7 protein-coding genes and 5 pseudogenes are annotated in these 15,441 nt (G+C 47.6%); 4 read left to right on the top strand and 8 right to left on the bottom strand.

Annotated elements, in window-relative coordinates; translation table 11 throughout:
- Positions 1–52: 52 nt before the first annotated feature.
- The 3 genes and pseudogenes from RE628_RS00200 to rpoE all read right to left on the bottom strand — a co-directional run bounded on the left by RE628_RS00200 (position 53) and on the right by rpoE (position 3,343).
- The gene (locus RE628_RS00200; RefSeq protein ID WP_309156881.1) at positions 53–430 is read right to left on the bottom strand and encodes a response regulator; all 378 of its coding nucleotides are present in this window, start codon (positions 428–430) and stop codon (positions 53–55) included.
- Positions 431–778: 348 nt separating this feature from the next.
- Positions 779–2,381: pseudogene (locus tag RE628_RS00195) on the bottom strand (CTP synthase).
- A 404-nt stretch (positions 2,382–2,785) separates the two neighbouring features.
- The gene (rpoE, locus tag RE628_RS00190; protein ID WP_309156880.1) at positions 2,786–3,343 is read right to left on the bottom strand and encodes a DNA-directed RNA polymerase subunit delta; all 558 of its coding nucleotides are present in this window, start codon (positions 3,341–3,343) and stop codon (positions 2,786–2,788) included.
- A 437-nt stretch (positions 3,344–3,780) separates the two neighbouring features.
- Between rpoE and RE628_RS00185 the strand changes: the two genes are divergently transcribed.
- Positions 3,781–4,926, top strand: a complete 1,146-nt coding sequence (locus RE628_RS00185; RefSeq protein WP_309156879.1) for a S8 family peptidase — start codon at positions 3,781–3,783, stop codon at positions 4,924–4,926.
- Positions 4,927–5,174: 248 nt separating this feature from the next.
- Here RE628_RS00185 and argS read toward each other — a convergent pair.
- From argS to speE, 4 genes and pseudogenes are all read right to left on the bottom strand, one after another.
- Positions 5,175–6,852: pseudogene (gene argS / locus RE628_RS00180) on the bottom strand (arginine--tRNA ligase).
- A gap of 1 nt (position 6,853) precedes the next feature.
- Positions 6,854–7,273: a YwiB family protein gene (locus RE628_RS00175; protein WP_309156878.1), complete on the bottom strand. Its 420-nt coding sequence runs from the start codon at positions 7,271–7,273 to the stop codon at positions 6,854–6,856.
- 386 nt (positions 7,274–7,659) lie between these two features.
- Positions 7,660–8,528, bottom strand: a pseudogene (speB, locus tag RE628_RS00170) (agmatinase).
- A 13-nt stretch (positions 8,529–8,541) separates the two neighbouring features.
- Positions 8,542–9,367, bottom strand: a pseudogene (gene speE / locus RE628_RS00165) (polyamine aminopropyltransferase).
- 274 nt (positions 9,368–9,641) lie between these two features.
- Here speE and RE628_RS00160 point away from each other — a divergent pair.
- The 3 genes and pseudogenes from RE628_RS00160 to RE628_RS00150 all read left to right on the top strand — a co-directional run bounded on the left by RE628_RS00160 (position 9,642) and on the right by RE628_RS00150 (position 14,581).
- Positions 9,642–11,715: pseudogene (locus tag RE628_RS00160) on the top strand (transglycosylase domain-containing protein).
- Between the two features lie 210 nt (positions 11,716–11,925).
- Positions 11,926–12,300, top strand: a complete 375-nt coding sequence (locus RE628_RS00155; RefSeq protein WP_309156877.1) for an ArsR/SmtB family transcription factor — start codon at positions 11,926–11,928, stop codon at positions 12,298–12,300.
- Positions 12,293–14,581 (top strand): heavy metal translocating P-type ATPase, encoded by a 2,289-nt coding sequence (locus RE628_RS00150; protein ID WP_309156876.1) that lies wholly within the window; start codon positions 12,293–12,295, stop codon positions 14,579–14,581. Before RE628_RS00155 ends, RE628_RS00150 begins: the two co-directional genes overlap by 8 nt.
- A 208-nt stretch (positions 14,582–14,789) precedes the next feature.
- On the opposite strand, the gene RE628_RS00145 is transcribed toward RE628_RS00150, so the two are convergent.
- Positions 14,790–15,302, bottom strand: coding sequence for a YwhD family protein (locus RE628_RS00145; RefSeq protein WP_309156875.1), 513 nt, complete (start codon positions 15,300–15,302; stop codon positions 14,790–14,792).
- Between the last annotated feature and the right edge of the window lie 139 nt (positions 15,303–15,441).

Below are 15,441 nucleotides of genomic sequence, written 5' to 3'. Positions count from 1 at the left end.
GGCCCAATGAAAGAAGGAACCCTGCCTAGTTTGCCAAGGTTCCTTCTGGTCCCTAAAGGACGGCCCCGCCCTTTAAGTGCATATTTACTGCTGTACGAATTTCATCAATGTCGAAAGGTTTGGTGAAGTGCATCAGTGCTCCGAGCTCAGTCGCTTCTTTAATCATGTCAAGCTCACCGTAAGCCGTCATCATGATCACTTTAATCTCGGGATCTGCTTCCTTGATGTGCTTTAGAATTTCAAGCCCGTCCATTCCCGGAATCTTCATATCAAGCAGAACTAGGTCCGGTGACTCAGTACGTACAATTTCCAAGGCAATTTTGCCATTTGGTGCTTGAAACGTCATGTATCCCTCGCTGCTAAAGACCTCCATTAGCAGGATGCGAATACCATTCTGATCATCAACAATCAATACCTTCTTCTCATCCACAAAACAGACCTCCTACGATCCACCCATTTCATCCTGAATGACTATATTCGCCTCAAATTTGTATATCCCTTCTAATATGGAAAAAAGATACTATAAAAATCATTTGATAGAGGTTTTTCAAAAAGTCCGCTTTTGATCACGAAGTAACACTGAGATCATATTCGACATTGAATCTTGAATTCAGCCGGGTCTTCTGGTGCTCACGTACACAAAACGTACGCTCCGCTCCTCAGACCCTAGCTTCATCCAACCTTCTCGGTGCTGAAAACCGACCTTTTTGAACACAAATTAATACGAATTTTAGAGGCTGGATCGTACGGTATCAAGTTGCCGAAGCAAGAAGTCCTATTATGACAAATGAGTAATTGCCGCCTTCACGAACTCGCGGAACAATGGCTGCGGACGATTTGGACGGGAAGTAAATTCCGGATGGAATTGTACAGCCAGGAACCAAGGATGGTTCGGAAGCTCCACGATCTCGACCAATCTTCCGTCAGGTGAAGTACCGGATATTTTCAGACCGGCTGCTTCAATCGCCTCACGGTAAGCATTATTAAATTCATAACGATGGCGGTGTCTCTCATAGACCAGCTCATCATTATAGCATTGCATAGCCAAGGAACCTTCCTGCAGTTTGCAAGGATACAAGCCGAGACGCATCGTGCCGCCCAGATCTTCAATATCTTTCTGCTCTGGAAGCAGATCGATCACAGGGAATTCGGTGGATGGGTTAATCTCAGAACTGTTAGCTCCTTCGAAGCCAGCAAGCGCACGTGCATATTCAATAACAGCGACTTGCATGCCCAAGCAAATTCCGAAGAACGGAATGTTGTTCTCACGCGCATAACGGATCGTCGTAATCTTGCCTTCGATTCCCCGATCGCCGAAGCCGCCCGGTACGAGGATGCCGCCTATACCTTTCAGCATTTGCTCAACATTGTCCTCGGTTACCTCCTCAGCATTGACCCAGCGGATCGATACATCAGCATTCGCATCGAATCCAGCATGAGAGAGGGATTCTACAACGCTCAAATAAGCGTCATGCAAGGCAACATATTTACCTACGATAGCGATCTCTACCTTCTTCTCCAGCTTGCTAACGCGGTCAACCAGATGCTCCCATTCGCTCATATCCGGTGCAGGAGTAGTCAGTTTCAGATGATTAACTACGATCTCATCCAAACCTTCATCACGCAAATTCAAAGGCACTTCGTACAAAGTATTAGCATCGCGGCATTCTACCACCGCACTTGGATCAATATCACAGAACAAGGCGATTTTCGCCTTCATATCTTCGGACAGCTCATGCTCAGTACGGCATACGATGACGTTTGGTTGGATACCGATGCTGCGCAGTTCTTTAACGCTATGCTGAGTCGGCTTGGTCTTCACTTCTCCAGCAGCCTTGATATAAGGAATCAGCGTGACATGGATATACATTACGTTCTCGCGGCCGATGTCGCTCTTAATCTGACGAATCGCCTCTAGGAATGGCAAGCTCTCAATATCGCCGACCGTACCTCCGATTTCAGTAATAACAACATCCGAGCCTGCTTCACGACCAGCGCGGAATACCCGTTCTTTAATCTCATTCGTGATATGCGGGATGACCTGTACAGTACCGCCCAGATACTCGCCGCGGCGTTCTTTGCCAATAACAGAAGAATAGATTTTACCTGGTCGTTACATTGCTGTTCTTCGACAAGTTAATATCAATAAACCGTTCATAATGGCCTAGATCAAGGTCTGTCTCGGCACCATCATCGGTAACGAATACTTCGCCATGCTGATAAGGGCTCATTGTTCCCGGGTCCACATTGAGATAAGGATCAAATTTCTGAATTGTTACTTTCAAGCCTCTGTTCTTGAGCAGTCTACCCAGCGATGCAGCCGTAATTCCTTTACCCAATGAGGAAACGACCCCACCTGTCACGAAAATATATTTTGTCACAGTCCAAAAACCTCCTAAATTTGTACGGGTTCAAAAAATCAATTACATCAGAAGTCTGGGCTGAATTCATGATGAATGAAAATCAACTACCAGGTACACTTAACGATGAAAGATGACCTTTGAACAACCTTTGAACATTACTCACAATCCCTGGCGACTATAGATCAATATAGCGTAACCCATTTAGCGTAAAAACATAGCCAAATGGGCATAAAAAACAAAAAAGTGACACCCGAACAAAGTCGGGGCACTTTTATATGATATACATTATTTATGGTTGAATCATAAGCCCATGCAATAGTTTACTCGTTACCTTAGCCCCTGTCAAGTGAAGGAGGAAGGTAAAATATTTGAAGTTTTTCTCTATAAGAGGTAGTATAAAAACCCCTCTGGATCACGCGCTCTTAGTCCTCGTCGCTATACTCTTCTTCCTCAGACTCATCTTCTGCCAGATCGTCGTCTTCCTCATCCATATCCTCTTCATCTAGGAGCGAGTCATCCTCTACACCTTCGACGTCTTCATCCTCGTCGTCATCTGAGAACAGGTCATCATCAGAATCCTCATCGACTGCATCATAGTCGTCGTCATCTTCAGTGCTGTAGTTATCTTCTTCCTCTTCAACGAAATCGTCATCGTCGTCATCTTCGTCATTAATGATACGAGGACGTTTACCGCTGCTGACTGCATCCTCAGACTTCTCAAGTGGATACCAGCGCTTCAGACCCCACAGATTAGTGCCAACACAAGCGAAACGGCCATCGATATTAATTTCCGTATACAGTTGTGCAATGACGTCGCTAATTTCCTCCTCAGACATACCACGAATCTTAGCAACCTCATTCATCAGGTCACGATAATAATACGGCGTATTAGCTGCCTTCAGTACCATAAAGGCCAAGTCCACCATTGGGATCTCCTGGGCCTTCTCCGGGTCAATTTTCAAATTAATCGAATTACTCACGTTACGGACACATCCTCTCACGCAATGTTCACCAAAAAATCGAGCTAAAATATCGATTTCTTAATCTAACTTATCCATATCACAAAATAGTAAACCTTATTTAACATTAAATTGCAAGTTTTAAAATGTGTTTAAAACGTGACCGGCGTAATACAAAAGAGGCAGGGTTTTCACCCTGCCAACTGACTGTATCCGTTCGAAAAGGAGACCCTTATCTCCTTCCCGATGGCCCTGAAGGCCGCAGAGGGCCTTCACTTTATCCTATGTCCAGATTGCTGCATTGACACGCCGCACCCACGCCTAAGTTAGAAAAATCGTCTTAACTTGACTCACTTTTTACGGTCTGCCCATTTCCTGGAAAAAGGCCCCTTCCCCATTCGAGTCCTGAGGTGTTTTCATAATATACTGCAACACGCTTCGTCAGGAGGGGCTAATTAATGGACTACTCCAAATTCCTGCGGTATCTGAGCGAACACGTAGACACCTCTGGAAAGGGCGGACGGTATATTCTCCGCTTCGCCCAGAAATTGCAGTATAAAGAATGCTTGCGTCAGCTGCAGGATTACAAACGTCAATTCCCGGCCTTGCGGAGAGTTCGAGTCTCACCGCTGCTGCAGGCCTTTTTCTGCCCTCTATCCCATAATAGCGGAAGCGTCGACACGAGATTCGGTTTAATGCTAGAAGAAGACACCCGGATTCGCGTTCACTCTACTTCCACAGACAAGGAGAAAAAACAGCCTCAACCCTGGGGAGTGAAGCGCATCGGCGCGCAAGATGCCTGGTCCATCTCCACTGGTAACCAAATCCACATCGGGGTCATTGATACAGGCGCTGACTTTAGTCACCCTGATCTCAGATACAGCCTGGGTAGAGGGTTCAATCTGTTTAACCGGGGAATGCTTCCTTATGATGACAATGGCCACGGCACCCACATCGCTGGAACAATCGCCGCTTCCGGTGGCTCCAGAGGAATGATGGGCGTAGCCCCACGCTCAATCGTCTATCCTGTTAAAGCGTTTGACCATAATGGCTCCGCCTATGTCTCCGACATCATCCTCGGAATCGACTGGTGCATCAGAAACCGCATGAACATTATTAACATGAGCTTCGGTATGAAGAATAAGAGTCAATCTCTAGAAAATATTATCAGCAAAGCCCATGAGGCAGGCATCGTCGTCGTCGCCTCCTCAGGAAATGACAAGAAAAGCCGAAATATCGACTACCCGGCGCGGTACTCAAATACCATCTCAGTCGGAGCAACCGGAAAGGATGGACGTATCGCCTCCTTCAGTAATCATGGTCCCTATATCGACATCTACGCTCCCGGTGAAAAGGTTAGCTCGTGCTGGCTAGGCGGAGGCTATCATGAGATGAACGGCACTTCCATGGCCACTTCGCACGTCAGCGGGGCTGTCGCCCTGTTGCTTGCGGCCCGTCCTGAGCTGAAGCTGGCGGAGATCAAGAGGAAGCTGCGCCGTACAGCACGGCCAATCTCTGCCAGCCCTTCAAGGGCGAAGCCCACCGCAGGGGAGCTTAATGCGTCGCGGCTACTTCGCAACAAGAGCCGCAGCAAGTCTTCCTAGTAGAGGTAGTTCAAAAATCCGCTTTTGATCACGAAGTGAATCAAGATGTAACTCGGCAGCGAATCTTGAAGCCGGGTCTTCCGGTGCTCACGTACCCAAAACGTACGCTCCGCTCATCAGACCCTAGCTTCATCCAACCTTCTCGGTGCTGAAAACCGGCCCTTTTGATCACATCTAATCACTTAACTACGGCTGACTTCGTAAAAAGGCGATGCTGACCCTATCCAAGTCAGCATCGCCTTCTATCATTACATCCGTTCCGGTGCGGACACACCGATCAGACGAAGTACATTTGCAAGTGTCGCCCGTACAGCGCCCAGTAGGGCAAGCCGTGCCGCTGTCTGTTCGCTGTCCTCCGTAATTACACGTTCCGCTCTGTAATAGCTATGAAGCTGTGCAGCCAGCTCGTACACGTATCGAATAAGACGGTGCGGGCGAAATTATCGGCAGCGATTCCGATTTCCTCTGGTAATTCGCCAATCTTACGCAGCAAATCATACTCATGCTCCGACGTCAGCTTGTTCAGATTCACAGAATCTGGTGTCGGAAGGGAGATACTCTGTTCCTCAGCCTGGCGGAAGATACTACAAATCCGCGCATGGGCATATTGCACATAATACACCGGATTCTCATTTGAAGTGGAAATAGCCAAGTCCATATCAAAATCGAGATGGGAATCCATACTGCGCATGGTGAAGAAGTAACGTATTGCATCCACGCCAACTTCATCCATCAGGTCAACCATAGTGACAGCTTTGCCAGTCCGCTTGGACATCTTCACTTTCTCGCCGTCCTGGAACAAGCTAACCATCTGCGCGATTAAAACCGTCAGCTTCTCAGGGTCCTTGCCCAGCGCCTGCATAGCCGCTTTGACCCGAGGAATGTAACCATGATGATCCGCGCCCCAAATATTGATCATTCGATCGTAGCCGCGATCATACTTATTGCGATGATAAGCAATATCGGGGGTCAGGTAAGTATAGGTCCCGTCATTCTTCACGAGCACGCGATCCTTATCATCACCATATGGCGTCGTCTTAAGCCATGTAGCTCCTTCTTGCTCATAGGTCATTCCTTTGGAACGAAGCTCATTTAGCGCAGCTTCAACCTGTCCGTCTGCATAAAGCAATGTCTCGCTGAACCATTCATCGAAGCTGACCCGGAAGCGCCCAGATCGCGCTTGATCTTGTCCAACTCTTTGTTCAAGCCGTATTTACGCAAGAACTGCGTACGTTCTTCTGCATCCATCGACATTAATGCATCGCCCTGTTCAGCTACCAGCTCTTTGGCGAAGCCCTTAATATCCTCACCGTAATAACCATCCTCCGGCATTTCTGCATCCTGACCCAGCTCCTGTAAATACCTTGCTTCAATCGATTTGCATAGATTAACGACCTGGTTCCCAGCATCATTAATATAATACTCCCGAGTTACCTTATATCCGGCGAAGTCGAGCACATTGCAGAGAGCATCACCTACGGCAGCCCCACGGGCATGGCCTAGATGTAGGCTACCTGTTGGATTAGCGCTGACAAACTCCATCTGAATTTTCTGCCCTGCTCCTTTATCCGTACGACCATAATCCTCACCTTGACGATAGACCTGTTCGATAATCGGGAACAGATAGCTCTTGCTCAGTGTGAAATTGATAAAGCCCGGACCCGCAATCTCCGCCTTAACGATTCCCGCCTTGCCATGATCCAAATGCTCGATGATTGCTTCGGCAATCTGACGAGGATTTCGCTTGGCGATCCGGGTTAGTTGCATCGCGGCATTCGTTGCCAAGTCACCGTGCGCCTTATCCTTTGGTACTTCCAGCACAACCGCCGGAATTTCCTCCGGTGCTGCCAGACCAGCGGTGCTAATCGCCTCGAAAATGGCTTCTTTTAAATTTTGATTAACCTGTTCTAATGGATTGAGTGTCATCTTACGCTTCCTCCTGAATAAGTAGACTAATATTAAAATTCCCTGATAGTTCATCGTAGACATATAGATCATAGTCCCAAGTAACTTGTCCAAAAGCACCCGAAAGCTTGGATTCCAATCGATGTGTTACCGTGGACAAATGGAATTTCGTGAATGGAGAGAAATAAAATCCAGGTAATTTATGTCCTGCGCGGAAGGTCTGTTCCGACTCCACCTCTCCGTGGCGCATAAGCTTAACCTCATCTCCTGAGATCTTAACAAGCGCCCGTGTCATTCCACCAGTCGGCCCCTTCTCCACTTCTTCATATCGAATATAGACAACGTCGCCACGAACCATAGCTTCGCCAGTCAGTTCCTGGATCGTCTCCTCTTGCCCCTGACGGCTCCTGATTACAATTTTGGCTCCGTTCTTATCGGTCATAACGCAAATCTCCATTCTATAAATGAGTGTTCAAAAGGCAGTTTTCAGCACCGAGAAGGTTGGATGAAGCTAGGAAATCGGGAGCGGAGCGTAGGCAAAACCTACGTGAGCACCGGAAGTCCCGGCTTGAATCCAAGATTCGATGTCGAATAAGCTTCCTGATTCACTTCGTAATCAAAAGTGGACTTTTTGAACAACCTCTATAATATTACATTGTATCTCACTGTACTACTATATCCAGTTCATTCCCTCAATTCAATCGGAATTGACATTATTCCGATTGCCATATCGTTCCCTGAGCTCGTCATGTTAACAAAATAATCATAGAGAAAACCGCCGGGGCGAGACGTCCCGACGGTTTCGATTATACATTAAATTCTGTCCAATTATTTAACAAAACCGAGCAGCATTTCACGAATCAGCTTGGCAGCCACAATTGGTGTCTGTTCAGTCGGATCATAAATCGGTGCAACTTCAACCAAGTCACAGCCAACAACATTAACGTCAGAACCAGCAATCATATGGATCGCTTCCAGTAATTCTCTAGATGTGATGCCACCTGCTTCGGCTGTTCCTGTCCCTGGTGCGCATGAAGGATCAAGCACATCGATATCGATCGTTACATATACCGGACGGCTTCCCAGCTTAGGCAGAGCGCTCTTGAGCGGAGCAGCTACGTCAAATGGGTAGAAATTCGTATGCTCGCGTCCGAACAGGAATTCCTCCTTGGAACCTGAGCGGATACCGAATTGATATACATTTTCTCCACCCATTAGAGCGGCCGCTTTACGAACTGGAGTCGAGTGTAGAGAATCTCCCCCTCGTACTGCTCGCGCAAATCTGCATGTGCATCAATATGAATTAATGCCAAATCAGGGTGCTTCTCATACATCGCCTGAATAACCGGCCAGGTGACAAGATGCTCCCCACCTAGACCGACCGGGAATTTACCATCAGCCAGTAGACCGCGTACGTATTCCCCGATCACCTCAAGACTACGGGATGCATTCCCGAATGGGAGCAGCAAATCTCCAGCATCGAAATAAGAGAGATCTAGAATGCTTTTATCTAAATAAGGGCTGTATTCTTCTAAACCGACGGAGGCTTCGCGGATTCGTCCCGGGCCAAAACGGGAACCTGGGCGGAAGCTAACCGTATAATCCATCGGCATCCCGTAAATGACTGCTTTCGAAGCAGCATAATCTTCTGAACTACAAATAAATACGTTACCAGAGTAAGCTTGATCTAATTTCATTTTACTGTTCCTCCTATTTTACAAGATCTTCTACGAACTTAGGCAGCACGAATGCAGCCTTGTGCAGGCGCGGCGTGTAGTATTTCGTATCGATCTCAGGTATATTCTTCTCATCAACTTGGAGCGGATCATAGGTTTTGCTACCTATCGTAAATGTCCAAAGACCGCTTGGATATGTTGGAATGTTAGCTCCATATACGCGAACGATCGGGAAGATCTCCTTCACGTCCTTATTTACCTTTTGGATCAAGTCCGCTTTGAACCAAGGGTTGTCCGTTTGTGCAACGAAGATACCATCTTCTTTTAGTGCTTCATAAATTCCTTGATAGAATCCACGTTCGAACAATTGTACCGCGGGACCACCGGCTCTGTAGAATCAACCATAATCACATCATATTGATTCTTGCTCTCTACAATATGCATGTACCCGTCGTTAACTTGAACCTCAACACGCGGGTTATCCAGTTCTCCAGCAATCTCCGGTAAAAACTTCTTTGAATATTCAATAACTTTGCCATCGATATCTACGAGGACCGCCTTCTCCACTTCTGGGTGCTTCAGCACCTCACGGATCACACCGCCATCACCACCCCCAACTACTAACACATGCTTCGGATTCGGTGGGTAAAGAGTGCCGGATGAGCAACCATCTCATGATAAACAAACTCATCCCTAACTGTTGTCATGACCATCCCATCAAGGACAAGCATTCGCCCGAACTCTTCGGTATCGATAATCGACAAATCCTGAAAATCCGTCTTTTCCGTAACTAGCGTTTCCTTAATTTTTGCGGTAATGCCAAAGACGGGAGTCTGTTTCTCCGTAAACCACAATTCCATCGTACATCATTCCTTCCAACAGAATAGTTGTTTAGCCGCCATATTACACCCGGATTTTCGGGGCCCCTAGATCTACTTCTCGACTTCTCGCAAAGTTTCATCTTCCTAATATATTGCACCAAACATAAGAATGATTATATTGAAACAAGGTAAAATTGCAACAGTTTCCATTCTATAAATATGAACTTCCTGCTTTGCCGCCCTACTGTGAATATCTATTCCAAACTTTCCCATACTAAGAATTGATACACTTACAGGAGGGAGGCGTACAGTCATGCAAAGGCTCGTACGCAGCGGCAATCGACGTAAATCACCGCGTAAACGGCGGTTCATTCTCAAGTTAACGATATCAACCGGACTGCTAGGCGTGCTCGCCGTTGGCATTTTACTGTTTTACCTTTATCAATCCGATCTCCCGCTATCCTATTCCGAACAGAGTTCCCAGCTCTTCAGCCGAAACGGTGAGACCATCGCCGTATTCTCCGACGGGGAAAAAACCGTACCACCGTGAAACTATCGGACATCTCGCCATGGCTGGTTGAGGCTACACTTGCTACAGAAGATCGGCAATTCTATGATCATTTCGGTTTTGATATCAAGGGGATGGCGAGAGCCCTATTCGTAAATCTAAAAGAAATGGAGAAGGTTCAGGGGGCTAGTACGCTGACCCAACAGCTAGCTCGTAACCTCTATCTCTCCCATGAACGCACCTGGTCGCGAAAAGTCAAAGAGGCCATGTATACGACGCAATTGGAAATGAAATATAGCAAAGAGGAAATTCTGCAGATGTATCTGAACGAAATATACTACGGTCATGGTGCATATGGGATTGAAACGGCGGCACAAATGTACTTCGGCAAGCATGCCAAGGATCTTGATCTGGCGGAGAGCTCCATGCTGGCTGGAGTACCAAAGGGCCCTACTTATTATTCGCCTTACAATCATATGAAGAACGCTAAGGACTGGCAGAAAATCGTGCTATCAGCGATGGTGGCTACTGGCGATATTACGCAGAAGCAAGCGGATCAGGCCTATGAGGAGATGTTGCCCTTCCAAACGCGTCAGGAGCGCGCTGCCTTAAGTGTCGCCCCCATTTCCGCGATTATGTGCGAAGTATAGTCGTTAATGAACTAGGCTTTGATGAGAACGAATTGGAACATGGTGGTCTGAGAATATACACAACCCTTGATATAGGAGCTCAGCAAGCGGCGGAAGATGCTGTTAAGACTGAGTTGAGCGATTCTGGTGGTCTAGAGGCCGCGCTCGTCTCCATAGATCCACGTAACGGCCAGATCAGAGCACTTGTAGGCGGAGCGGACTACACCAATAGCCAATTTAACCATGTGTTCGCTACAACCCGCCAGCCTGGATCGAGCTTCAAGCCGATTATGTACTTATCGGCGCTGTCTTCAATGAAGATGACCAGCGCTAGCCAGTTCAATAGCCAACCAACTTTGTTCCATTATGATGACAATCGCAAGACCTATAGTCCTAAGAACTTTGGGGACAAGTATTTAGGCGAAATTGATATGCGTCAAGCTATCGCTGCTTCCGACAATATATATGCCGTAAATACGATACTCAAGATCGGCGCTGATCAAGTGATTGAACTTGCCCGAAAAATGGGCATTACCAGCTCGATGCAGGCGGTTCCTTCCCTGGCGCTGGGCACCTCGCCCGTAAGCCCCTTCGAGATGGCTACTGCCTTCGCGGTCATCGGTAATCAAGGTAGGAGCGTCAAACCAATCGCCGTACTCCGCATAACCGATGAACACGGAAAAGTGTTGTATGAAGCACCACAGCCCAAAGAAGAAAAGATTGTAGAGCCAGCTGCCGCCTATGTGCTAACCCAGTTGATGGAGAGCGTGTTCGAGACAGGAGGAACTGGTAACCGAGTATCTTCAGATATTAAACGACCCGTCGCCGGGAAGACAGGTACAACGAGTACTGATGCTTGGCTCGTCGGCTTTACGCCCGAGTTGTCTACTGCGGTCTGGGTAGGCTATGACAAGGGTAAGACGCTGAATACGAACGAATCACGAAAAGCGGCCCCGATCTTCGCCAAATTTACAGAGAAGGCACTTGAGAAGGTACCGCCAAAGATATTCCCAATCCCCGACAGTGTCGTCAGTGTCTATATCGACCAAAATACCGGCAAGTTGGCTACAGCCAATTGTCCCAATAAGAAGCTGGAGGTATTCATTCAAGGCACAGAACCGACAGAATTCTGCTCTGCCCATAACAGCAACGAGTCACTTCCAGAGCCGGTCCCTATCTCAAAGAAACCTGAGAACAAATCATGGTGGAAAGATCTGAAGCGCTGGTGGATGAATTCGAAACAGGATTGAAAAGGATAGCCTTAACCACGCTTCAGCAAAATGTTCAAGGCCAGGCTTACCTGGCTGGCTTGATTTTTGTTCCTGCTAACATACTAATACGGCCTAATCATTCAAATATTCATTTGAATATTATGAAGTTCAGGTGTATACTATATTCAAACAATCAAACAAACGTTTGAATATAAAATTTCTAACAATCATTCCGATGGAGGGAAGACGATGGGCGACCAAGTAATCGATGAAACTTATGAACATGTTTGCGGAGACCCCACTAGAACAGAGGTACTGCAGCAAACGTTACGTGAAGAAGAAATTGAAGGCATGACGCAAATTTTCAAAGCCTTATCAGATCCAAACCGTATGAAAATCGCTTACCTGCTGCAGGATCAAGAGCTATGTGTATATGACATCTCGGTTATCCTTGGAACCTCCGTGGCTACAGCATCCCATCACCTGCGGCAATTGAAGCAAATGAACATTACTAAATCTCGCAAGGATGGGAAGCATGTCTTCTATTCCTTGAAAGACCATCATATTCAGACGCTAATTACGATGACACTGGAACACCATAAGGAGAGGAACGATCATGAGTAGATCAAATGACCGTCAGCAAGCAGCCGCTTCTGACACAAGAGTTGAATATCGAGTTCAAGGATTGTCCTGCGCCAACTGTGCACGTGAGATGGAGGATCAAATCCACAAGCTGGAGCATGGGCACGATGCCGCCCTAATGTACAATAGCGGACGTTTGCTTATGCGACCTGAAATCAATATTCAAAAGGTAGAGAAAATCTTGAAGAGCGACGGCGCTTCGCTGACTCGTTCGGAGACTCAAAGTGCGGAGACCGAGGCTTCCACTGTCTTAGACCCTGCAATCGCTATGAATCCTAACCAGGGTCACGTTCATCCACACGACCACAATCATTCCAATAGCCATAACCATGCTGAAGGCCACAGTCACAGTCACGGGCATGATCACAGTCACGGACATAGTCATGGTGAAGGTGAAGGAAAGCGGGAGAAGTGGTTCCTCGGTATTTCCGCCATTATATATATTCTAACTTTCATATTAGGAAATGTGCTTCCTAAGAGTATCCTTGTAGGGATGTATCTGGTCGCCATCGTACTAAGCGGATATCCAACCTTCTTGCGCGGCCTACGGAACCTGACTCGGTTCAGATTTAATATGGACACCCTGATGACCGTCGCCTTGGTAGGGGCCGTTATTATTGGTGAATGGAAGGAAGCAACTCTGGTCGCCATCCTGTTCGGACTCAATGAGATTCTGGAGGGCTACGGCATGAGTCGGGCGCGTAAATCCATGGAGGCACTCCTTGATGCGGCACCGAAGCAAGCTATCCTGATTCGCGGTACAGAGGAAGTTACCGTACCGATTGCCAGCCTGCAGGTCGGCGACATGGTTCTTGTTCGCCCCGGAGAGAAGATCCCTTCCGACGGTACGATCACCGAAGGCCACAGTGCCGTCAATGAAGCGGCGATAACTGGTGAGTCGATTCCTGTTACGAAGAAGCCTGGATCAGCTGTATTTGGCGGCAGCGTGAATAGCGAAGGCTTATTGAAGATTAAGATTAGTAAAGCCTATGAGGATTCTTCCTTAGCCAAAATCATGCATCTGGTGCAAGAGGCTCAGGATACGAAGACTCCTACCGAATTATTCATCGATAAATTCGCTAGATGCTACACACCGGCCATCATGATCATCGCCGCTCTAGTCGTACTTATTCCGCCACTGCTGCTAGGTCAGCCATGGATGAAATGGGTCTATGAAGGCCTGGCCATTCTGATTGTAGGTTGTCCATGTGCACTTGTACTCTCTTCCCCGATCGCGCTGGTTAGTGGGATGACGAGAAGCGCCCGTAATGGCGTGCTCGTTAAAGGCGGCGTGCATCTAGAGCAGCTTGGCAAGATTAATGCCATCGCCTTCGACAAGACCGGAACTTTAACCGAAGGACGTCCTGCCGTGATCCGTGAGGTCGTATATGAACCTGAACAGTTCCACGCTATCGCTGGCGCCCTCGAGGCCGGATCGCTGCATCCGCTGGCGCAAGCTATCGTCCGTCAAGTTGCCGATCAAGGCATCGACAAATCGAAGCTTCCTTCCGTCTCCGGATTAATCACCCTGCCAGGTGTTGGGTTGGCAGCGGAAGTTGGAGGAACCCGCTACTGGGCTGGCAGTGAAGAAATATTAGAGCATACCACCGTAAGCGAACAGACACGCAACCAAGTCAAGGCTGAGCTGAACCAGCTCAAGCAGGAAGGACTGACAGTTGTGATCATCGCAGCCGAACACCAGGTACTCGGAATGTTTGGGCTCGCTGACCAACTCAGACCGGAAAGTCCGGACGTTATCGCCCAACTCCATCGTTACGGCATCGAACACACAGTAATGTTAACTGGTGACCACTCCTACTCGGCTCGTTCGGTTGCTACGAAGACAGGGGTCACAGATTGGCACGCCGGATTAATGCCTGAACAGAAGGTTGAGCAGGTGAGGGAAATGGCAACCCGCTGGAATGTAGCGATGGTTGGTGATGGCATCAATGACGCACCAGCACTAGCGGCTGCGCAGCTAGGCATTGCGATGGGCAAAGGAACCGATAGTGCGGTCGAGACCGCAGACATTGTACTGATGCAGGACCATCTCGGCAAATTGCCAGGGGCGATTAAGATCGCCAGACAGGCAAGTCGGATCATCAAGTGGAATATCGGCATCTCCCTTACCTTGAAGTTGATTGCCCTCTTGCTCACGATTCCAGGATGGCTTACCCTCTGGATCGCTGTATTATCCGATATGGGGGCTACCATCGTAGTAACCTTGCTAGGACTCACCGTCCTATTAGGTAAAGACGAATAAAATCCACCGTTACTCACGTAAAAGCTATGTATGTTCCGCTACTCAGTTCCTAGATTCATCCATCTTTCTCGGTGCTGAAATCCGGACTTTCTGAAGACGTACTAATAAATTGCAAAAAAAAAGCACCTCATAGAGAGTTAGTTAACCGGCATGGCCTGTTCTTAACTCTATGGGGTGCTTTCTAATTTTTATGTTGGATTGTCCGTTCCTATGCTTCCAGGGCTGTCTTCAGCTCTTCGGGAGAATTCTCCCACCACTCTGCATTCGTATCTATCAGCAATTGCTTCAGCGATGCCTTCTGCTGTGGTGACAGACCTTCCAGAATCACTTTACGCTTCAAAGCATAATCCATCTTATTCACATGGTCGGCAAGAATCTTCCAGCCGCGGCGCGCTTCCGTATCAATGAACATCTCACAGGCTGTCATCCCGCCGTAAAATTGACCCTCAGGAGTCCGGTCAACCGCTACCCAGACGAGCCATACTTGACGTCCATTCGGTACTTCCTCACGATTCACAGAGAATTTGATACCCTTCTCTACTTTACTCTTCGCATGCATAGCCCCGATATCAATATACGTCTCGTCCCCGTCGATAATCACCGGTGACATACTGTTCAGATCGATGGAGCCAGCACCGAAGCCCTTATGCTTGCTCTTGTCTTCATTACTAATAATATTTAGGGCAAAAACCTTCTTACCCGTCTTTTGTGATTGATCCATGTTATCCTCCAATTCCCCTTTTCGTTCATGCTCTGTTTATTTCAAAGCGAAAACACGCCATCAAGCTGCAACCAGAATAGTTTCCTCAACTTAATTTAATTTTAGCTAATAATCTTCCAAATGCAAACATATACATGCT

The sequence above is a fragment of the Paenibacillus sp. D2_2 genome (genome assembly GCF_031199965.1).
Lineage (GTDB): Bacteria > Bacillota > Bacilli > Paenibacillales > Paenibacillaceae > Fontibacillus.
This window is presented reverse-complemented; position numbering and strand designations above follow the sequence as displayed.

Excerpts from the sequence above, each read along its gene's own strand:
- RE628_RS00175 (WP_309156878.1), bottom strand. The coding sequence starts at position 7,273 with ATGACCGATAAGAACGGAGCCAAAATTGTAATCAGGAGCCGTCAGGGG.
- RE628_RS00145 (WP_309156875.1), bottom strand. The coding sequence starts at position 15,302 with ATGGATCAATCACAAAAGACGGGTAAGAAGGTTTTTGCCCTAAATATT.
- RE628_RS00150 (WP_309156876.1), top strand. The coding sequence starts at position 12,293 with ATGAGTAGATCAAATGACCGTCAGCAAGCAGCCGCTTCTGACACAAGA.
- RE628_RS00155 (WP_309156877.1), top strand. The coding sequence starts at position 11,926 with ATGGGCGACCAAGTAATCGATGAAACTTATGAACATGTTTGCGGAGAC.
- RE628_RS00185 (WP_309156879.1), top strand. The coding sequence starts at position 3,781 with ATGGACTACTCCAAATTCCTGCGGTATCTGAGCGAACACGTAGACACC.